The sequence below is a fragment of the Pseudomonas sp. AF32 genome, from assembly GCF_022342325.2.
Taxonomy (GTDB): Bacteria; Pseudomonadota; Gammaproteobacteria; order Pseudomonadales; family Pseudomonadaceae; genus Aquipseudomonas; species Aquipseudomonas uvaldensis.
This window is the reverse complement of record NZ_RQJK02000010.1, coordinates 66379-86500: the sequence shown is the minus strand read 5'-3', so window position 1 is coordinate 86500 and position 20122 is coordinate 66379. Positions and strand designations below refer to the sequence as shown.

The window sequence follows — 20122 nt, the reverse complement described above, 5'->3', positions numbered from 1 at the left end:
GCCACTCAAGAGGGTGTTTCACTGCTCTTGTCGATAACACGGTTGAATGGGGTAGCGAACATCGGCAAACGCTGCAACATCCAGTTCAGCAATTCCTGGGCAGGAGCCGCCAGCGGGCGTCCGGACTTGACCAGCAGCTTCGCCTCAACGTTCTGGAAAAGTGGATGATCGACGGCCACGGCCGCGAGGCTGCCTTGGGCGATCTCCCGATAGGCCGCCACCTCGCCCAATAACGAAGCAAACTGCCCGCAAGCGACAAGGCGCTTGAGGGCGGCCAATGAATTGCTGACCAGCGCCGGGCGGATCTGAATCTTCTCGGCGTACTCAAGCATCTTCAACGCATGACCGATACCGAAGGTTGTCGGCGTCAGCACCAGCTGGCAATCGAGCAAGTCTGCGACGGTGGCCTTCGCTCCTTTCAACGCCAGCGGGTGGTCCGGGCGAACCAGCAGCACGATGGGTTGACGGGAGGTCGCTTGATGATCGATGTGGGCGTGAGGAGGGGGGTTGTAGGCCAGGCCGATATGCGCCCGATTTTCCGCGATCTCGTTAAGGACATCGTCCACGGGCAGTATGTCCAGCCGGATATCGAGCTTGGGGTACTGTTTGCAGAACGGTGCGAGCACATGGTCGACCAACGTGTCGACATAGCCTTCGCTGATGACGACCCGCACGTGCCCCAGTTGCAGCCCCTTGATGGCCTGGAGCTGGTCCTCGAGCTTTTCCTGATGTGATCGATAGCCCCGCCAGAACTCCAGCAGGTGCGCGGCAGCCTCAGTGGGCTGGACACCGCGGGCCTGACGTTCGAACAGGCGGGCGCCCAATTCCTCTTCCAGCAATTTGATCTGACGGGTTATCACCGAAGGGGACGTGTTGATGCTGTCCGCCGCGCCACGGATCGATCCGTGGGTCAACACTTCATGAAAATACCGCAAGCGTTGCTGGTTGATTTCTCGCATCGGACGTTTCTCCAGGACATGGCGTTGCTCATAAAGCAACAATACATGAACATAGTTGCTCTTGCTGCTGTTCACAGGGGCGGCGCAATATCTTTGACAAAGCCGACGGCACGTCGCGAGCCGGCCTTGAGTGCTCCGAGGGTTGAACGTGCTTTGGCCCCCATACCCATCGTTCCGCAAGGAACCCTTTTGCAAAGAGAGAACGCAGATGCTTTTACATCTATCGACCTGGGCCGAAATCGAAAAATTTCTTGAACGCAGCCGTACTGTCGTCATCCCGATCGGCTCCAACGAGCAGCATGGGCCGACTGGTCTGCTGGGTACGGACTGGATGTGTCCCGAAATCATCGCCCACCAGGCGCAGCAAACAGCGGACATCTTGGTGGCCCCGACTTTCAACATCGGCATGGCGCAGCATCACCTCGGTTTTCCGGGAACGATCTCGCTCAGGCCCTCGACTTTCATCGCCGCCATCGGTGACTGGACACGTTCGTTGGCTGCCCACGGGTTCGAGAAAATATTCTTTCTCAATGGCCATGGCGGCAACATTGCCTCGATTGAAGCGGCTTTCTCTGAGCTTTACGCCGAGGCGAGCTTCGCCCGTCGCCCGGCAGGTTTCGCCTTGAAATTGTGCAATTGGTGGGACCTGGAAGGCGTCAATGAGTTGGCCCGCGACCAGTTCCCGGAAGGTCACGGCATTCATGCCACGCCTTCGGAAATTGCCGTGACCCAGTGGGCCTATCCCCACGCCATCAAGTTAGCTGACTACTCGCCACAAATCGCCAACTGGGGCCCTATCCGGGAGGCCGCCGATTTCCGCGCCCGTCATCCGGACGGCCGCATGGGCTCGGATCCGGCGCAAGCGTCTCCGGAAAAAGGTCGGCAACTGGTGATGATGGCCGCACAAGGATTGGTGCAGGAGGTGCACGCTTTCAGCCGTGAGTCCATGCCGGGCTGAATCATGGCAAAGCCATCGAGCCGGGGCGACACCTGGGCCTGACAGGCGTTGGTGCTTCATTCCGGGCAAGCCCCGTAGTCAATCAGGTACGCCACGATGTGGAAGATCAATCACAGTTACATTGATGGAGCCTTCGTTCCCGTGCACGGGGATGAAACGGTGGAGTGCATCAACCCCGCGACCGAAGCGGTCATCGGTACGGTCACGCTGGCTGATCGTGATGACGCCAGACGTGCCATCGCGGCGGCCTCGCGTGCTCAAGCCTCGATGAGCCGCACCTCCAAGGCCGAGCGTATCGACATGCTCAAACAGTTGCAGGCCGCCGTGCTGGCGAGCACGAATGAAATTCGCGATACCGCCATCGAGGAGTACGGCGCGCCGCTTGCCCGCGCCCAATGGGTCAGCCGTTATGCTTCGCAATCCTTTGCCAATGCGGCGCAGGTGCTGAAGCATTACGAGCTGCTTCGCCCGGTCGGTGACGCGACCGTGGTAATGGAACCGGTGGGTGTATCGGCGCTGGTTGCTCCCTGGAACAGCACCGCCGGGACGGTATGCAGCAAGCTGGCCTCGGCCATCGCCGCCGGTTGTGCTTCGGTGATCAAGCCGAGCGAGTTGAGTCCCTTGCAAACCGACGTGCTCGCCCAGGCGTTGCACCGCGCAGGTTTGCCTGAAGGCGTTTTCAACATTCTGTTGGGACGCGGCAGCGATGTCGGTGACGAAATCAGCACCCATCCACAGGTCGCGAAGATCTCATTCACGGGTTCTACCGCTACCGGGAAGCTGATTGCCCGCGCCGGTATCGAGACCCTGAAGCGAGTGAGTCTGTCGCTGACCGGGAAGTCGGCGTCCATCATGCTCGACGACGCCGATCTCGACACGGCTATTGCGCAGGCATTGAATGCGGCGTTCATGAACAACGGCCAGGCCTGTGTCGCCGGCACGCGGTTGCTGGTGCCGCGCACGCAGGCCAAGCACATCATCGACCGTGTGAAGAACCTGGTCGGGGCCATGGTCGTGGGCAATCCACGGGATCCGGCGACCGTCATCGGGCCGCTGGTCAACAAGGCCCAATTCGACCGTGTCCAACACTATATCCGCCGCGGACTGGCGCAAGGTGCCACGCTGATCGCCGGCGGAGAAGGCCGGCCGATAGGTCTGGACACGGGCTATTTCGTCAGGCCCACGGTCTTTGCTGACGTCAGCAACGATATGGACATCGCGCAAGAGGAGATTTTCGGCCCGGTGCTATCGATCATCACGTATGACTCGCAAGAGCAGGCTATCGAAATCGCCAACGCCAGCCCCTACGGGTTGCAGGCCTACGTCTTTTCCCGACAGCCGCAGCGCGCCCGGCAGCTGGCGGCGAGGCTGCAGGCCGGCTCGGTATTGATCAACAGAATCACGCCGGAGCTGCTTGCCCCATTTGGCGGGGTCAAGCAGTCCGGCGTCGGACGGGAGTTCGGGGTACATGGCCTGGAGGCCTTTCTTGAGGCGAAGAGTATTGTGGCGGATCAGGACGAGCCGGATGAATAACCTGAGCGCGCTTGGCCACATCTGGCCGGGTAGGTGCGTGGACCTCGACCTTCGCACGAAAGTCGCGACCGAGACTTCATTGCGGCCACTGCTCCAGCAGAATCGAAACGAATTTCTCGGCGGCAGGAGACAAAGACGCGCCGCGTCGATAGACCAGCCCCAGTGATCGGTTTACCACCGGCTCGATCAGCGGCACGCTGACCAGCGTCGGATGGTCACCGGCGGGCATCGCCAGGCTGGGCATTGCCGAGACGCCGAGACCGGCCTCGACCAACCCCAGTGACGTCGACAGGTGTTGTACCTCGTAGAACCACTGGGGACGCCAGCTCAAGCCCGACAAGGCATGATCGAGCAGCATACGGTTGCCGCTCAGCCGACCGACCCCGATCAGCCGATAATCGCTCAACTCCGACCAGGTGACGGCGCTGCGTCCAGCCAGTTCATGGTCGCGTCGGCAGGCCAGGACAAAGGGTTCATTGACCAGCGGCACGAATTCAATGTCCGGATGCTGTCCGCTCATCATATTGATGCCGAAGTCGGCTTCGCCTCGCAGTACCGCTTCCAGTCCTTCGTTGGCGCTGAGGTCGAGCAGGCGTATGCGGATTTTCGGATAGCGCTCGTTGTAGAGGCGAATCACCGAAGGCAGGAAATAGAAAGCGGCCGTGGGAATGCACGCCAGTGTCACGCGGCCGATCCGCCGCTCCGCCAACTCGCGGATGTTGAGAATCGAATCGTCGAAGTCATCCAGCAAGCGTCGTGCCTTGGGCAGGAAATCGCGCCCGACGCTGGTCAGGCTGACCTTGCGAGTTGTGCGGTCGAGCAACGCCGTGCCCAGACCCTCTTCGAGTTTTTTCATCCGTCGGCTCAAAGCCGGCTGCGACAGGTGCAGTGCATCGGCGGCTTCGTGAAAACTGCCCAGTTCGGCGATTTTAACGAAAGATCGTATGTCTTGAAGCTCATATTCCATATTGAATTCCACAAGAAAGGCGATGCGTGGTGTGCGTCATCCTACGGCCATTCATTCGTTAAACGCAATAAACTCGCTGATCTTTGCATTGGAAACACTTTTGAAACCCTGCCACTCTTGCCTCCAGAACATCAATTATCCAGATTGATCAACAAGAGTTAGTGTTCATGCAACGAATTCCTTGTGTATTGATGCGCGGTGGCACTTCCAAAGGGCCGGTGTTTCTCGCCTGGGATCTGCCGACTTCCGTCGTCGCCCGTGATGAGTTGTTGCTCGATCTGATGGGGTCCGGCCATGAGCTGGAAATCGACGGTATCGGGGGTGGTAGCCCCCAAACCAGCAAGGTCGCGATCGTCAGTCCTTCACTGCACCCTGAGGCGGATGTGGATTACTTGTTCGTCCAGGTGATGGTTTCTCAACGTCGGGTCGATACGGCTCCCAACTGCGGGAATATGCTCTGCGCAGTCGGTCCGTTCGCCATCGAACAGGGTCTGGTCAAGGCTGGCGGCGACCTGACCCAGGTGCGTATTCGCAACCTCAATACCGGAACCTTCGTTATTTCCGAGGTGCAAACCCCCGGGGGCAAGGTCAGCTATGAAGGCGACACGGCCATCGATGGCGTGCCGGGCACCGCCGCGCCGGTGCAATTGACCTTCCTGGATGCCGCCGGCAGCAAGACGGGGAAACTGTTCCCTACCGGACAAGCGTTGGACTTGATCGACGGTGTCGCAGTGACCTGCATCGATATGGCGATGCCCATGGTGATCGTCGAAGCCGGCCAACTGGGCAAGCGCGGCGACGAAAGCCCCGCGGAACTGGATGCCGATCAAGTCTTTCTGCAGCGCCTGGAGTCCCTGCGGCTCAAGGCCGGCCTGGCGATGGGCCTGGGGGACGTCAGCGACAAGGTGATTCCCAAGCCGGTGCTGGTATCCCCGGCCAAATCGGGCGGTACGCTCCAGGTGCGCTATTTCATGCCGCACAACTGTCATCGTGCGTTGGCAATTACGGGCTCCATCGGAATCGCCACGGCCTGTGTGACTGAAGGCAGCGTGGCCGCTCAACTGCTCGGCGGTGTCCGCGAGCCACGCTTGCAGCGGGTTCGCATCGAACACCCCAGCGGTGGGATCGACGTGGTTTTGTCCTACGTCGGCGACAAAGGAGAGACTATCCGTGCCTCGGTGGTGCGCACTGCACGCCGGCTCTTTTCAGGTTTCGTCTACGCCAAGGCTTCCCACCGACTGGCCGGCTAGCCGGGTAGTTGGCAAAACTCGACATCACGACGTTATGGCATCAATCATTCTGCCAGGCACACATGGATCGTGTTGCCTGGCGGGTTGGGAGTCGTACGCCTGGGTGTTGGCAACACTACTGATAACAACAAGAGATCCGACCTATGCTCGCTTTACTTGGCTTGGCCATGGTGGTGGCCTTTACCTTCCTGATCATGACTAAACGGCTGTCGCCGATTGTGGCCTTGACGCTCGTGCCCATCGTTTTCGCGGTCATCGGTGGGTTCGGCGGGACCACCGGCAAAATGATGCTGGACGGCTTGAAAATGGTAGCGCCCTCGGCCGCGCTGCTGCTGTTCGCGATCCTGTTTTTCGGTCTGATGATCGATGCCGGGCTGTTCGACCCGTTGATCCGCAAGATCCTCAAGCGAGTCAATGGCGACCCGATGAAGATCGCTGTAGGCACCGCCTTGTTGTCGCTGCTGGTGGCACTGGACGGTGACGGCACCACGACTTACATGATCACCTGCGCCGCCATGTTGCCGCTGTACAAGCGTATCGGCATGAACCCCATGATCCTGGCGACGGTTGCCATGCTGTCCCTGAGCATCATGAGCGGCATGACGCCCTGGGGCGGCCCTGCGACCCGTGCGATCGCCGCGCTGGGCCTGGATGCCGGCGAATATTTCGTGCCCTTGCTGCCCACCATGATCGGCGGAGCGATGTGGGTAGTGTTCACGGCGTTTCTACTGGGCCGTGCCGAGCGCAAGCGCATTGGCAATATCCAGCTGCAGAGCGGGGGCGGGAATTGCTATATCAAGGCAATTATCGAGGACACTCCGTACAAGCGCGCGAAATTGGCCTACGTCAATCTGCTGCTGGTGATCGCAGTCATGGTTGCGTTGGTCATGGGGCTCATGCATTCGGCCATTCTGTTCCTGATCGGTTTCGTCCTGGCGCTGATGATCAACTACCCCCAGCTGGACCTTCAGAAGGAGCGCATCCTGGCCCATTCGGGCAACGCAATGGCCGTCGTTCTGCTGGTCTTTGCGGCCGGTATTTTCGCTGGCATCTTCTCCGGAACGAAAATGGTCGATGCGCTGGCGCAGACCCTGGTGGACTGGATTCCTCCTTCGTGGGGGCACCTGTTCCCGTTGGTGGTCGCCATTACCAGCATGCCGCTGACGTTCGTGCTGTCCAACGATGCCTACTACTTTGGCGTGGTGCCCATCCTGGCGAACGCTGCGGCGGCCTACGGGATTGATCCGGTGGAAATCGCACGGGCCTCGATTCTCGGCCAGCCCGTGCATCTGATGAGTCCGCTGGTGGCCTCGACCTTGTTGCTGGTGGGCATGGTCGATCGCGACCTTGGCGACTTCCAGAAGGCTACCGTCAAGTGGGCCGTGCTCACGTCCCTAGTGATTACCGCGCTGGCCTTGCTGACCGGAGCGTTGACGCTCTTTTCCTGAAAAATCAGTTAGTTGAATTTTCTGCCTGACACGCCTCGCAACCGAGGGGTGCGCCGGCCTGCGCGCCGAATAACAACAACGAGAATCTTGATATGAATACCGTCCTGACCCGTGGGGCTTTATTTTCAATGCTAGGCCTGTTGCCGCTGGCCATGGCCAATGCAGAAGGCTTCATCGACGAAAGCAAGCTCAAGCTGCAACTGCGCAATGTCTACTTCAATGAAAACTTTCGCGACGAGCACGGAATGAGCGCACGAGCGGCAAGATCCGCAAAGAGCGAGCGCACCGAGTGGGCCCAAGGCTTCCTGTTGGATTACCAATCGGGCTTTACGCCAGGCACGGTTGGCTTTGGCGTCGATGCCCTGGGCCTGCTCGGTGTCAGGCTCGATTCCGGCCGCGGCCGCAGTGGCACAGGGCTGCTGCCGGTACATAACGATGGCCGGGCTGCCGATGAGTTTGCCAGCGCGGGCATGACCGCCAAGGCCAGGGTGGCCAAGACCACGGTCAAATATGGCACCTTGCTGCCCAAGAACCCGCTATTGATCTACAACGATGCGCGGCTGATGCCCCAGACCTATCAGGGCATGCAAGTCAGCAGCACCGATATCGACAATCTCGCGCTCACCGGTGGGCATCTAGAGCGGTTCAAACTCAGGGATTCCAGCGACAGCATGCCAATCGTGCCCGACGGTTACAGTGGCGATCAGTCCGGCAACTTCAGCTACGCCGGCGCCGATTACAAGCTGACGAAGAACATTCGCTTGAGCTATTTCTACGGTGAGCTTGAGAATTTCTATCGGCAGAGCTTCGCTGGCATCCAGCACGAGCTGCCGCTGGGCGCCGGGCTGTTGACCAGTGACCTGCGCTATTTCAACAGTGTCGATTCAGGGTCGGCCTATGCCGGCAGGATCGATAACGACATGTTCAGCGGCCTGCTGTCCTACGCCGTTGTCGGCCATACGTTCAGCGCGGGTTATCAGAAGCTCAGCGGCGAGGCCGGCTTGCCGTATATCAGCGGCGCCACGGTCTATTCCTTCAGCAACGTGGGTATCGGCAAGTTTATCGAGGAAGACGAGAAGACCTGGATGCTCGGCTATGGTTACGATTTTTCGCGTCTCGGTGTGCCGGGCCTGACATTTTCCACCCGCTACCTCAGTGGTGACGATGGCAAGTCCCAGAGCACCGTGAAGGAATGGGAACGTGATGCCGAAGTCGCTTATGTCGTGCAGCAAGGTACGTTGAAGGGACTGGGCGTGAAGCTGCGTAACTATGTCTACCGCTCGGATTTTTCACGGGGACGTGACAGCAATCGCATCTACCTGACCTATGACATCGCGCTTTGGTAGGACACCGATCCAGCCATGGTGAGGCGCAATCCATCCGGCAAGGGTCGCGACGCGGGAACGTCTACCTCGACACAGCCTCTGAGTGTAATGCAGGGCGAACCACTCGCCCGTTCACGCTCGGAGGCTGGGTTCACATGAAAATCCTGATGGTCCTTACATCTCACGATCAGTTGGGCGACACCGGCAAGAAAACCGGTTTCTGGCTGGAAGAATTTGCCGCGCCTTACTATGTGTTCGTCGACGCCAACGCTGCGGTCACCATTGCCTCTCCCAAGGGCGGGCAACCGCCGCTGGACCCCAAGAGCAGCGAGGAGGACGCCCAGACCGATGCAACCCGTCGTTTTGTCGCGGACACTCGGGCCCAGGCAGCATTGGCTAACACAGTGCCGCTGGGGGAAATCGACCCCTATGACTTCGATGCGGTGTTCTATCCCGGCGGACACGGCCCGCTATGGGACCTGGCCGAGGACACCGACTCCAAGACCCTCATCGAAGCCTTCTATGCCGCGAACAAACCCATCGCGGCGGTCTGCCATGCGCCGGGGGTGTTCAAGAACGTCAACGCGCCGGATGGCCAGCCCGTGGTGAAGGGCAAGAAAGTGACCGGATTCACCAACTCCGAGGAGGAGGCGGTGGGGCTGACGCAGGTGGTGCCGTTCCTGGTGGAAGACATGCTCAAGGCCAAGGGAGGCGAATATTCCAGGGCTGGGGACTGGGCAAGTTATGTGGTCGAGGATGGGCACCTGATCACCGGGCAGAATCCCGCATCCTCGCAAGCCGCCGCCGAAGCGTTGCTCAAGCGGCTGAGGCAGGAACAGAAGGCCTGAGTCATGAGCGTCCCGATTGTCGTCGGGCTGGCGGTCCATGCCTCGGACGACTGAACCTGAACACAAGGAGAACACGACATGTCAATTGATCCTGTCTTGCTCATGGGCGGTTCCGGCGCCATTGGTCACCAAACCGCCCGGGCATTGCGTGCCGCCTGCCCGGACGTCCCCCTGTTGATCGGCGGCCGTGACCTGGCCAAGGCCCAGCAGGCCGCTGAGCGAATGGGTAAGGCGCAAGGCGTGGTGATTGATCCCCACGCAGACGACCTGGGTCTCGGCGCGCGCCCGGTCAGCGCCGTCGCGATTTTCTATATGGACCACGCCCTGGCCGGATTGCGTTATGCGCAAAAGCGCGGGGTACCGCACCTCAGCATTTCATCCGGCATCTTTGAGATCGCGCCGGAGATCGCGACGTACATGCATACGCCTGACGCCTCGCCCATTGTCCTGGGCTACGAATGGATGGCCGGCGCGACGACGGTGTCGACACTGAGCATTGCCGCAACATTCAGCCGGGTACACGCGATCAGCATCAACGCTCTGGTCGATGAACAGGACACCGGTGGGCCAACGGTTGCCGCCGATTTCGAACACTTGAACAAGATGCTGCCCGCAGCGCTGACACGACGCGACGGTGCGTATATCTGGCGCGAAGGCGAGGATTCGAAGGTCCGATTCAACGCAGTGGATGGCACGCAAATCCAGGCCTCCGGCTTCTCGTCCATCGATGTCGTCGGCCTGGCTGCGGCCACCGGCGCGCCCAACGTCCAGTTCAACATGGCCACCGGGGTGAGCTCGACTCGACGCCAGGGCAAACCCATGTCGACCGAGATCATCATCGAACTCGATGGTGAAGGCCTGAAGGGGGAACCGCTGCACACGCGCCATGCCATCATTCACCCGGCCGGCGCCGCGCCACTGACTGGCCTCAGCGTGGCAATGACTCTCGAACGCCTGCTCGGCTTGGATGGTCAGCCGCCGACGCCGCCGGGACTCTACTTCCCTTACCAGATACTGGACGCCACCGGGTTTTTGAAACGTCTGGAAGAAGAGGGCGGTGAGTTACGCAGGCTTTAGGTGTCAGCCTGAATTCGCGGGACTGTGGGATGGCTGAATGACCTGGCGATACGCCCGAGGGGCGGATGGCAGACTACCCGCTGTTATCAACGCGGTTCGCAATCCGCCGACCCGCCATGAAACACAGCGTCCCGCCCAGCGCTGTCAGTAGGCTGAGGGCATAAAACATCGTTGGCGCCGGGGTGTGCAAGAGCAGGAAGCCGCAGATGACCGGGCTCAACGCACCGCCGAGGGCCGCGAGGTTCTGCGCGCCGTAGTAGCTGCCACGCAGGTCCTCCGGGGCCAGGGTGTCGACGAACAGGAATTCCGCCGGGTAGATGATCATCTCGCCCAGGGTGAAGATGAACATCGCCACGCACCAGCCCACCCAGCCATCGGCCAGGCTGAAACCGATCAGACCGAGGATGAACAGGCTGGTGCCACCGGCGATCCAGTAGCGCAGCTGTTCGCGCTTGAGGAAACGGCCGATCTGGTATTGCAGCAGGATCACGCTGACGGCGTTGCAGGCAAGCAGGGCGGCCATGGTTTGCAGGGCGCGCTGGGATTCATTCGTCACCAGCAGGTATTGCGACAGGTACAGGGTGAATCGACCGTGGACCACCGTGCTGAACAGGCAACCGCAGGTGAACATGATCAGGGTGCGGTCGTTCTTGAGGGTGCGGAGGGTTCTCATGAAGCTCGGCGGTTGCCCGATGACGGGCACCGGGGCGGCGTCTTTCGGGATGGCGCTCATCAGGAAAATACTGAGGAACGCGATGCCTCCCGCGATCAGAAACGGGGCTGTGGGATAGACCCCGGCGATCACCACTCCGAGCATCGGGCCGGTGGCGTAGCCGATGTTGGTCAACGTGTAGCGCAGGGAAAACGCCTTGGCCCGCTGGCCCACCGGCAGTTGCTCGCTGAGGATCGCCTTGGAGCCGATCAGGAACAGTGCCGAAGCGGTTTCGGTGACGACCAGGATTGCAGTGGTCAGGTAAAGGTTCTCGGCGAACGTCAGCAACACGAATCCGACGGCACTGGAGAGCATGGCCACGATCAGCAACTGGCGTTTTTCCAGGCGGTCGATGACGTAGCCGCCGTACAACGCCAGCAGGGTGGCGATGAACACCGCGATACCCAACAGCAGCCCTACGTCCTGTTGGTTGAGGCCGAGTTTGGTGCTCAGAAACAGCGTGAGCAACGGACTGGTGATAGCGCGGCTGACGACGATGGTCAGCGAGCAGATCATCAAGCGACGGATGACAAGGGAGTAGCTGCGCACGTGGGGCAAATGTCCTTATTTCGATACTGTTGGGTTCGAGGGCGCACAGTCGCCGTGGGGGTTACACGCCCTGGGTCCGATAATGGCGCTCGTACACGGCCGCCGGATGGTCGTCCGTCACCGCGGCCGCCGTAGTGGCCCACCATTGTGCGACGTCGTCCGCCGTCGCGATCCACACATCCGGATGCTGCCGGATGCCGTGGAGCAAATCACGCAGTACGCCGATGCGCCCCGGCGTGGCAATGATTTCCGGGTGCAGCCGCAGCACATAGCAAAGGCCGAATCGGCGGAACCCGGCAAAGTCCATCCGCAGGTTGCCCAGGGTATGACTGTATGAAGCGATCCGAGATTGTCCTGGCGGCACAGCGGGGCTGAGGTTGAAGGCGAAATAGGGTTCGTCTTCGAGTTCGTAGTGCAGGGGCAACTCGATGACCTCGGGTGCGGTCGGATGCGCGAAGGGGAGGTCGTCGCCGCGCCACGACGAAGACCAGCGGATACCCTGTTGGTGCAACGCCTGGATGAACCCCGGCGCGCCATTTCCCGCGGGAATCCTGAAGCCTGCCGGGCGCATGCCGGTCAGTCGAGTCAACGCTTCGCAGCCCTGGGCGATGTCGGCCACCTGCTCGGCAAGTGTCAGGTTGTCGTAGTTTTGATGACGATAACCGGCGCAGGCAATCTCGTGACCGGCGGCCAGGATCGCCTGGATGTGCCCGGGGTTTTCTTCGCCGACGATGCCGGGAATGCACCAGGTGCCGGGAATTCCCAGTTCGGCAAGCAGGCCGAGCAGACGTTCCACGCCCCGTTGACTGCCGTAGCGCCAGACCGACAGGGTCTTGTCCCGTCCGGCCACTTCCGGGGCCTGGGTGAGAATGCCGTGGATGTCGTTGTAATCGACGGTCACTACCACCGCGCAACGGTAGCCTTCGGGCCAGACACTGGAATCAGCCATGGTGATGCTCCTTGAGCCACCAATGGGCGACCTCTCGGCAGGTGGCGAACCACACATCATCGCGCTGACGCATGTGTTCGAAGAGTTTTTCCAGCAGCAGGATGCGTCCCGGTTTGCCGGTGATCTTGGGATGGAACAAGGTGGTCAGGCACAGGCCTTCGTTCATGGCGCCGTCGTACTCGCGACGCCAATTGTCCAGCGTCAGTTCATAGCTGGCGGTGCGGTCCAGCCCCGAAGGAAAGTCCGGGCCTCGGGTGTACGCGAGGGAGGCGTAGTCGTCCATTTCCCAGCGGCCGGGGATTTCCACCAAGGGGACGTCAAGGCCCGGGACATCGACCAGATAGGGACGGTCATCGCCGCGCATGCTGCTGGAATAGATCACGCCGGCCTCGGCCAGCATCGCCGGGGTTTCGGCGCGCCAGTCACCGGACGGCGTGCGAAAACCTTCCGCGCGGATGTTCAGGTATTTGTCGAACACCTCCCGGGATTTATTCATCACCGCCTTCTGTTGGTCCAGCGTCAGGGCGTAGAAGGACTCGTGCCGGTAGCCGTGGTACGCCACTTCATGCCCACGCTCGATGATCGCCTGGCACTGCCTGGGCCAGTTTTCCACGACCCAGGCCGGGACAAAGAAAGTGGTCGGGATCTGGAAGTCGTCGAGCAGGTCGAGCAGGCGTGGCAGTGCACGATAGGGGCCGTAGCCACCGAAGCCGAAGTATTCGGGTTTTTGCCAGATAGAGCCGTTGAGCATCGCATCGCCGGTCGGGCCGTCAAGGTCGAAGGCCAGGGCGAGGCAGGCTTTGTATCTGTCGGGCCAGGTGGGTAAAGACATCTTTGTGCTCCAACATGTATGAACGCCACCGCAGGTTTGATTGTGGGAGCGAGCCTGCTCGCGATAGCGGTGGCCCAGGCAATCCAGTAGCGACTGATCGGACGCCATCGCGAGCAGGCTCGCTCCCCCAGGGGGCGGGCGCTGGTCACTTACCCGCGTTGATGGTCACGGTCTTGATCGCGCCCAGCTCCAGGTCCCACTTCTTCAGGATCGCCTGGTAGCTGCCGTCATCGACCATGCTCTGCAGCGCGACTTTCACCGCCTCGCTCAGCTCGGGCTTTTTCTTGCTCACGCCCAGGCCGGTGAACTGTACGGAAATCGGCTGGCCGACGGTCTTGTACATGTCCTTTTCCTGGGTCTTGAGATAGGACAGGGTCTCGCTGCCCTGCATCGCCGCGTCGATACGGCTCTGGCGCAGTTGCGCACGGGCGTCAGCCGAGCCTTCGGTGCCGATCACGACGATGGCCGGTTTGCCGGCCGCTTCACAATTGGCCTTGCTGAACTCGGCGATTTCCGCCGGGAAGGTGGTTCGCCGACTGGTGCCGACTTTCTTGCCGCACAGGTCGGTGGCTTCATTGATGTCCTTGTTCTTTTGCAAGGTGTAGAACTGCGGGCCGCTGGTGAAGTAGTCGACGAAGGTCACGCTGGCCTGACGCTCGGCGGTGTCGGTCATGCCCGACAGCACCATGTCCACCCGGTCGGTGGTCAAGGCATTGATCATCTGTTCGAAGCCGGTTTCCTGCCATTTGACCTTGACCCCCAGGCGTTCGCCCAGGGCATTGCCCAGGTCATAATCAAAACCGGTCAGGGTGTTGGTGGCCGGGTCTTTGAAATCCATCGGTGGGTAGTTCGGCATGATCGCCACGACGATCTCGCCCTTGTCCTTGATGCTTGCTGGTAAATCGGCGGCGAAGCTGACGCTGGAAGCCATCAGGCCGGCGAGTACTGCTGGGATAACGAAGTTCTTCATGGTCGTTCTCTTATGTGTGTTGTGACGCCAGATGGCGTTCAGGTTCGAACGGCAGATATGAAGCTTTGGGTGCGCGGGTTTTGTGGACTTATCAGTATTTCTTCGGGGCTTCCAGCCTCCACGATCTGCCCGCCGTCCATGAACACCATGCGGTTGGAAACTTCGCGAGCGAAGCCCAGTTCATGGGTGACGACGATCATGGTCATGCCGGTCTGCGCCAGATCGCGCATGACCGACAGCACCTCACCGACCAGTTCCGGGTCGAGTGCCGAAGTGGGTTCATCGAACAGCATCAGCTTGGGTCGCATGGCCAGGGCACGAGCGATGGCTACTCGTTGTTGCTGGCCGCCCGACAGTTCGATCGGGTAGCTGTTGCGTTTGTCGGCCAGACCAACGCGGGCCAGCAGTTCCAATGCTTCATCGTGCGCTTCCTTGGGCGAACGCTTGAGCACCTGGCAGGGGCCTTCGATGATGTTTTGCAGCACGGTCATGTGCGGGAACAGGTTGAAGCGCTGGAACACCATGCCGGTGGCCAGGCGTTGCCGGGCGATCTGCGTCTCGTTGAGCTCATGGAGTTTGTTGCCGACAATGCGGTAACCCACCAGTTCGCCGTCGACCCACAGGCCACCCTTGTCGATTTTTTCCAGTTGGTTGATGCAGCGCAGCAACGTGCTCTTGCCCGAGCCCGACGGACCGATGATGCACAGTACTTCGCCTTGTTCGACTTCTATGTTGATGTCGTTGAGGGCGTGGTACTGGTCATAGAATTTGTTCAGGCTCACGGCCTTGACGATGCTTCTCATGTCGCTTTCCTCACGAACGCTTGCCGGCGCCGCGAGCGAAGCGGCGCTCCAGGCGGCTTTGACCAAAGGACAGCACCGTGACCGCGGCCAGGTACCAGATACCCGCGACGATCAGCAACTCCATGACCCGGGCGTTGGCGTAGTAGATGTTCTGGGCGTTGTAGAGCAGTTCCGAATACTGGATGACGCTTGCCAGGGAGGTCATTTTCACCATGCCGATGAATTCGTTACCGACCGGTGGGATGATGATTCGCATGGCCTGGGGCAGGATGATCCGGCGCAGGGCCTGCAAACGCGGCATGCCGATGGACTTGGCGGCTTCGTACTGGCCGGTGTCCACGGACAACAGGCCGGCGCGCACCACCTCGGCGGTGTAGGCGCCCTGGTTGATGCTCAGCCCGAGCAACGCCGCCACGAACGGCGTCATCAGGTTCACGGTGTCCATTTCGAACACACCGGGGATGCCGATGGTGGGGAAGATCAACGCCAGGTTGAACCACAACAGCAATTGCAGGATCAGCGGCGTACCGCGGAACAGCCAAGTGTAGGTCAACGCCACGTAGCGCAGGATCGGGTTGGCCGACATGCGCATGATCGCCGTGATCACCCCGAACACAATCCCCAGCGCCATTGCCAGCACGGCCATGACGATGGTGTTGAACAAGCCCCACAGAATGGCCTGGGAGGTGAGGAACTGGCCGATGTACGACCATTCGATCTTGCCCTCGGCGAAGGCCCGCGCCAGGCCCAGCAGGGCTATGACGATGACTGTGGCGAAGAAAATCCGCCCGTAGTAGCGCCGTGGCACATGCTGGTACTGGGTGATGTCGAACTGGTTTTCCGCCAGTTTGCGCTCCGCCTGGAGTTGTTCTGCCTGGGTCTGGCCCATGTGGGTTCTCCGTACTCTTTATTTCGGGTCAAACACTTGGCCCGCAGGGGTGTTTGATTCAGAGGCGAAAACCCTGGTAGTCCTCGGTCCATGCCTGCTGTGCGACGAGGGCGGTTTTCAAGCGAGCGATCTGCTCGCGCACCCGCTGCGGCGCGGTGCCACCCCGGCCACTGCGAGCCGCAATGGCCGCTTCCAGAGTCAGGCTTTCGCGCACTTCCGGGGTCAGTCGCGGATCGATCTCGGCCAACAGTGTCGGGGACGCCTCCCACAATTCAATGTCATGTTTCTCACAGGCCTGGACCAGGGCACCGGTGATTTCGTGGGCCTGTTTGAAGGGCACGCCGCGCATGGCCAGCCAGTCGGCGACTTCGGTGGCCAATGTGAAGCCCAGCGGCGCCTGACGCCGTAGCTCGTCGACATTGACCTGCAGGGTGGCAACCATTCCGGCCATGGCGGGCAATACCAGCAACAGGGTGTCGACGCTGTCGAGCACACCGTTTTTGTCTTCGCTCAAGTCGCGGTTGTAAGACAGCGGCAGGGATTTGAGGGTGGACAGCAAACCCGTCAGGTTGCCGATCAAGCGACCTGCCTTGCCTCGGGCCAGTTCGGCAATGTCCGGATTCTTTTTCTGCGGCATGATCGAACTGCCGGTGGCGTAGGCATCGTCCAGCGTGACCCAGCGAAACTGCCGCGAGGACCACAGGCAGAACTCCTCGGCGAGGCGGGAAATGTTGATCCCGAGCATGCTGGCGATAAACAGGAATTCGGCGACATGGTCGCGGCTGGCTACGGCGTCGATGGAGTTTTCGCACACGCCGCTGTAGCCCATTTCCCTGGCCGAGTGCTCGGGCTGGCGAGCGATGGCGGAACCGGCCATGGCGGCGGCGCCCAGTGGCGAAAGCGAGGTGCGCGCATCCCAATCCATCAGGCGCTGCACGTCGCGCAGCATCGCTTGGGCGTGGGCCAGCAGGTGATGGGCGAAGACGATTGGTTGCGCCTGCTGCAGGTGGGTGAAACCGGGGCAGATGCTCTCGACGTGCTGTTCGGCCTGGCTCACAAGAGCTTGTTGCAAAGCCAGTACTTCGGCAGCCAGGGTGCGGACGTGATCGCGCAGGAACAGGCGCAGGTCGTTGGCAGTCTGGTCGTTGCGCGAGCGTCCGGCACGCAGTTTGCCGCCCAAGGCGCCGAGGCGCTCGGTCAGCAGGCGTTCGATGAAGGTATGGACGTCTTCGTCATCCAGGGTCGGAGCGATGCGGCCGGCGCGAAAGTCGGCGCCGATCCGGTCCAGGGCGTCGAGCATCGTCCGGGTTTCTTCTTCGCTCAGCAGACCGGCACGCTGCAGCTCTCCGGCGTGGGCCTTGGACCCGGCAAGGTCGTAAGGGGTCAGGCGGAAATAACGTTCCGGGCAACGGGACAGGGCCGCCAGGGCTTCGGACGGGCCGCTCTTGAAACGCGCTCCCCAGAGACGGTCAGTGGTTTGGGACATCGGTTTTTCCTCATCGGTAAAGCGAACCTGAAGCGTTCTGCCAGGCCCTGAACATCCGCCGTGGACGGTGTAAATCCATCCGGCGTGACTCGGCTTATTTGTTCATCGGGGGGCAGGGGACAAGCGCAGTTTCGAAGTGGAAAGGGCTGATCGAAGTGTCAGCTTTTAACAGCGGAAAATCAGTGAGTTGGCACTCGGGTGCGAAATTTCTTGACGGTTGCCAAGCCTGGTTTTCTGTGATCATTATTATTAGCCAGCGTTGTTTTTGTTGTTGGACACAGAGTGTTGAATAGGGCGCCAGAGGTAAATAAGCATTATGGAAACCCCACTTTCCAATTCCGGAAACCCGCCGCCCAAACCGCCTCACCGAGCGCCGCTGGCGCTCAGTGGCCTGGACTTCAAACTGCTCAAAGTGTTCAAGGCAGTGGTCGAGGCGGGAGGCTTCAGTGCCGCCCAGAATGAGCTCAACGTGGGGCTGGCAGCGATCAGCAAACAGATATCGGACCTTGAGATTCGCATTGGCATGCGCCTGTGTACCCGCGGTCGCGAGGGCTTTCACCTGACCGAAGAAGGCAAGTTGGTCTATCAGGCCTCGATTGATCTTTTTGCGTCTGTCGACAACTTTCGAGATCGGCTTAGTTCAGCGCAAAATGAACTTGTCGGGGATCTTGGTGTGGGCGTGATTGACAATACAATTACCGATCCGAACTCCCCGTTAGTTGCAGCGCTAAAAAGCATCAACGAGGAATCACCGAAAGTAAGGCTGCAACTTCAGGCGTCTCAGTTGGATGAAGTGGAACGTGGCGTTGTAGAAGGGCGACTTGTCGCCGGCATCGTGCCGGTCTACCAACGACGCGAAGAGTTTGATTACTTTGCCTTGTACGAAGAGCGCTCACTGGTTTATTGCGCGCAGGGCCATCCGTTATTTGACGTGCCCGAGGCCCGAATCGATAGCCAGGTGCTCAAGGAACATGAATGCGTCAACCACCGCTACGCCATTCACCGTGACAAGTTGAATTTCGCCCGTTACGACAGCTATTCCGCCTCGGCGACCCAGGTGGAGGCGGTTGCACTGTTGGTCAAGACCGGGCGCTTCGTGGGCTTCCTGCCTGAACATTATGCCGCCGGCCTGGTGGAACAAAAGCTGTTGCGCGCCCTACGCCCGGACCTGATCAGTATCGTCACGCCTTTCAATCTGATCTTGCGACACAACACCGTGCGCAGTCCGTTGGTCAAGGCATTTGCCCGGGCGTTGGGGGTGGATTTGAAAGTGATACGGTGATGTTTGCCAGCCGTCAGGGCACGTCGAAGTTTTCATACGCCAGGGAGATCGAGTCGCTCTGCGGATAGCTGACGTACACCATCTCTCCGTAGTTATTGGCGACCAGTACGTAGGGCCACTTGCCGTTGGCCTTTCGCAATTGCTCGTACAAGGGCAGGAAGAAGTCTTTGGTCTGACCCTGAGGGTCGTAGGGAACTTCCCCAAGGAAGATGGGATAACGCCCACCATTACACAACTGCACCCGCTCGAGCTTGATACCGTTCTTTTCCAGAACGATGCGGGTGGGATGCTGCCAAGTGGCGAGATCGACGTCCTGGCAGTCGGTGGCTTTCTGGGTGTAGAGCTCGGTGTCCTGGAGAGCGGGGTACGCCATGACCTGGCCAGCCAGGATCGATAATGCCAAGGGAAGCAGACGCAGCATGATTGTGGTCCAGATGAAGGGGAGGAGGATTGTAAGTGGTTTTCTCCAGGATCCAAGGTCCCTGGCAACTTCCGCCGCGTCGCCCAACATTCACTGACCGAGGAGAACGAATCATGCACGACACGTTCAATCTGTCTCGTTTCGTCGAGGCGCAAGCTCCCGTATTGAGTCGAGTCATGACCGAACTGCGCGAAGGCCGCAAGACGACTCACTGGATGTGGTTCATCTTCCCGCAGTTGCAGGGACTGGGGCGTTCCGAGATGGCCAGTCGCTTCGCTCTTTCGGGCATTGCCGAAGCCCGCGCTTATCTGCAGCACGACTTGCTCGGCCCCCGGTTGGAAGCGTGCGTGAAAACTGTTTTGCAACACCGCGACAGGAGTGCCATGCAGATATTCGGCTCGCCCGACGAGCTGAAGTTGCGCTCATGTCTCACGCTGTTCATGAACGCCGGGCCAGGATCCTTACTGTACGAACAAGCGCTCGAACAGTTTTATTCGGGGGAGCCGGATCGCAAGACGCTTCTGCTGCTGGGTCGTCAGTAATAAACCCAAATTCAACGCTGCGTCGAACTAAGGAAGTCCTTTGGCGCCGGTAGAAACCACGCTATCAAGGCTGTTGGCGGTTGGCGCCTTCACAGGGATCAACAATCGCTCACTGCGGCATTTGTATTTAACGCCTTTGCGCGGCGCAATATCCCGGGCCATCGCCATGCACATTTCCCTGGTGGCATAGGTAGGTTCCGTCCTACGTTCCTCCACACAGCCTTCGAAGCCACTGCAGATAGTCATTACCATTACGTAGACGGTCATCATCCTGGTGTTGCTCCCATCGAAGCGATGCGATTGATGCATGCTGCGTTTAGCC

At 60.2% G+C, this 20122-nt stretch carries 19 protein-coding genes; 9 read left to right on the top strand and 10 right to left on the bottom strand.

Going from position 1 to position 20122, the window contains the following annotated elements:
* Positions 1 to 5: 5 nt before the first annotated feature.
* Positions 6 to 959 carry a LysR family transcriptional regulator gene (locus tag EGM97_RS11595; protein WP_238964670.1) on the bottom strand — a complete coding sequence of 318 codons (954 nt, stop codon included), beginning with the start codon at positions 957 to 959 and terminating at the stop codon, positions 6 to 8.
* 208 nt (positions 960 to 1167) lie between these two features.
* Here EGM97_RS11595 and EGM97_RS11590 point away from each other — a divergent pair, with 208 nt between their 5' ends.
* Together EGM97_RS11590 and EGM97_RS11585 are read left to right on the top strand one after the other, a co-directional pair.
* Positions 1168 to 1917: a creatininase family protein gene (locus EGM97_RS11590; RefSeq protein WP_238964671.1), complete on the top strand. Its 750-nt coding sequence runs from the start codon at positions 1168 to 1170 to the stop codon at positions 1915 to 1917.
* A 96-nt stretch (positions 1918 to 2013) separates the two neighbouring features.
* Positions 2014 to 3450 carry an aldehyde dehydrogenase family protein gene (locus EGM97_RS11585; RefSeq protein ID WP_238964672.1) on the top strand — a complete coding sequence of 479 codons (1437 nt, stop codon included), beginning with the start codon at positions 2014 to 2016 and terminating at the stop codon, positions 3448 to 3450.
* A 76-nt stretch (positions 3451 to 3526) separates the two neighbouring features.
* Here the strand turns inward: EGM97_RS11585 and EGM97_RS11580 are convergent, their stop codons facing one another.
* A complete protein-coding gene (locus EGM97_RS11580; protein ID WP_238964673.1) occupies positions 3527 to 4417 on the bottom strand; it encodes a LysR family transcriptional regulator in 891 nt (296 codons plus the stop codon).
* Positions 4418 to 4584: 167 nt separating this feature from the next.
* Between EGM97_RS11580 and EGM97_RS11575 the strand changes: the two genes are divergently transcribed.
* The 5 genes from EGM97_RS11575 to EGM97_RS11555 all read left to right on the top strand — a co-directional run bounded on the left by EGM97_RS11575 (position 4585) and on the right by EGM97_RS11555 (position 10365).
* Positions 4585 to 5667: a 4-oxalomesaconate tautomerase gene (locus EGM97_RS11575; protein WP_238964674.1), complete on the top strand. Its 1083-nt coding sequence runs from the start codon at positions 4585 to 4587 to the stop codon at positions 5665 to 5667.
* 143 nt (positions 5668 to 5810) lie between these two features.
* Positions 5811 to 7115 (top strand): CitMHS family transporter, encoded by a 1305-nt coding sequence (locus EGM97_RS11570; RefSeq protein WP_238964675.1) that lies wholly within the window; start codon positions 5811 to 5813, stop codon positions 7113 to 7115.
* Between the two features lie 92 nt (positions 7116 to 7207).
* The gene (locus EGM97_RS11565) at positions 7208 to 8461 is read left to right on the top strand and encodes an OprD family porin (protein ID WP_238964676.1); all 1254 of its coding nucleotides are present in this window, start codon (positions 7208 to 7210) and stop codon (positions 8459 to 8461) included.
* 134 nt (positions 8462 to 8595) lie between these two features.
* Complete coding sequence (locus EGM97_RS11560) at positions 8596 to 9288, top strand: type 1 glutamine amidotransferase domain-containing protein (protein WP_238964677.1); 693 nt, start codon at positions 8596 to 8598, stop codon at positions 9286 to 9288.
* A 78-nt stretch (positions 9289 to 9366) separates the two neighbouring features.
* Positions 9367 to 10365 (top strand): Rossmann-fold NAD(P)-binding domain-containing protein, encoded by a 999-nt coding sequence (locus EGM97_RS11555; protein WP_238964678.1) that lies wholly within the window; start codon positions 9367 to 9369, stop codon positions 10363 to 10365.
* A gap of 73 nt (positions 10366 to 10438) precedes the next feature.
* On the opposite strand, the gene EGM97_RS11550 is transcribed toward EGM97_RS11555, so the two are convergent.
* The 7 genes from EGM97_RS11550 to argH form a co-directional block, all read right to left on the bottom strand.
* Entirely contained in the window at positions 10439 to 11626 is a 1188-nt protein-coding gene (locus tag EGM97_RS11550) for an MFS transporter (RefSeq protein ID WP_238964679.1), read from the bottom strand.
* A gap of 61 nt (positions 11627 to 11687) precedes the next feature.
* The gene (locus tag EGM97_RS11545) at positions 11688 to 12575 is read right to left on the bottom strand and encodes a polysaccharide deacetylase family protein (protein ID WP_238964680.1); all 888 of its coding nucleotides are present in this window, start codon (positions 12573 to 12575) and stop codon (positions 11688 to 11690) included.
* Positions 12568 to 13407, bottom strand: a complete 840-nt coding sequence (locus tag EGM97_RS11540) for a polysaccharide deacetylase family protein (protein WP_238964681.1) — start codon at positions 13405 to 13407, stop codon at positions 12568 to 12570. Before EGM97_RS11540 ends, EGM97_RS11545 begins: the two co-directional genes overlap by 8 nt.
* A 145-nt stretch (positions 13408 to 13552) precedes the next feature.
* Positions 13553 to 14377, bottom strand: coding sequence for an ABC transporter substrate-binding protein (locus EGM97_RS11535; RefSeq protein WP_238964682.1), 825 nt, complete (start codon positions 14375 to 14377; stop codon positions 13553 to 13555).
* A 38-nt stretch (positions 14378 to 14415) separates the two neighbouring features.
* Positions 14416 to 15180: an amino acid ABC transporter ATP-binding protein gene (locus EGM97_RS11530; protein WP_053156602.1), complete on the bottom strand. Its 765-nt coding sequence runs from the start codon at positions 15178 to 15180 to the stop codon at positions 14416 to 14418.
* A 10-nt stretch (positions 15181 to 15190) separates the two neighbouring features.
* Positions 15191 to 16069 carry an amino acid ABC transporter permease gene (locus EGM97_RS11525; RefSeq protein ID WP_053156599.1) on the bottom strand — a complete coding sequence of 293 codons (879 nt, stop codon included), beginning with the start codon at positions 16067 to 16069 and terminating at the stop codon, positions 15191 to 15193.
* Positions 16070 to 16127: 58 nt separating this feature from the next.
* Entirely contained in the window at positions 16128 to 17555 is a 1428-nt protein-coding gene (gene argH / locus EGM97_RS11520) for an argininosuccinate lyase (RefSeq protein WP_238964683.1), read from the bottom strand.
* Positions 17556 to 17871: 316 nt separating this feature from the next.
* On the opposite strand from argH, the gene EGM97_RS11515 reads away from it, so the two are divergent.
* On the top strand, positions 17872 to 18837 hold the full coding sequence (locus tag EGM97_RS11515) for a LysR family transcriptional regulator (RefSeq protein WP_238964684.1): 966 nt from the start codon (positions 17872 to 17874) through the stop codon (positions 18835 to 18837).
* 13 nt (positions 18838 to 18850) lie between these two features.
* Here EGM97_RS11515 and EGM97_RS11510 read toward each other — a convergent pair whose 3' ends face one another.
* Positions 18851 to 19258, bottom strand: a complete 408-nt coding sequence (locus EGM97_RS11510) for a hypothetical protein (protein WP_238964685.1) — start codon at positions 19256 to 19258, stop codon at positions 18851 to 18853.
* Positions 19259 to 19371: 113 nt separating this feature from the next.
* Here EGM97_RS11510 and EGM97_RS11505 point away from each other — a divergent pair, with 113 nt between their 5' ends.
* On the top strand, positions 19372 to 19800 hold the full coding sequence (locus EGM97_RS11505) for a DUF1810 domain-containing protein (protein ID WP_238964686.1): 429 nt from the start codon (positions 19372 to 19374) through the stop codon (positions 19798 to 19800).
* Positions 19801 to 20122: the final 322 nt, after the last annotated feature.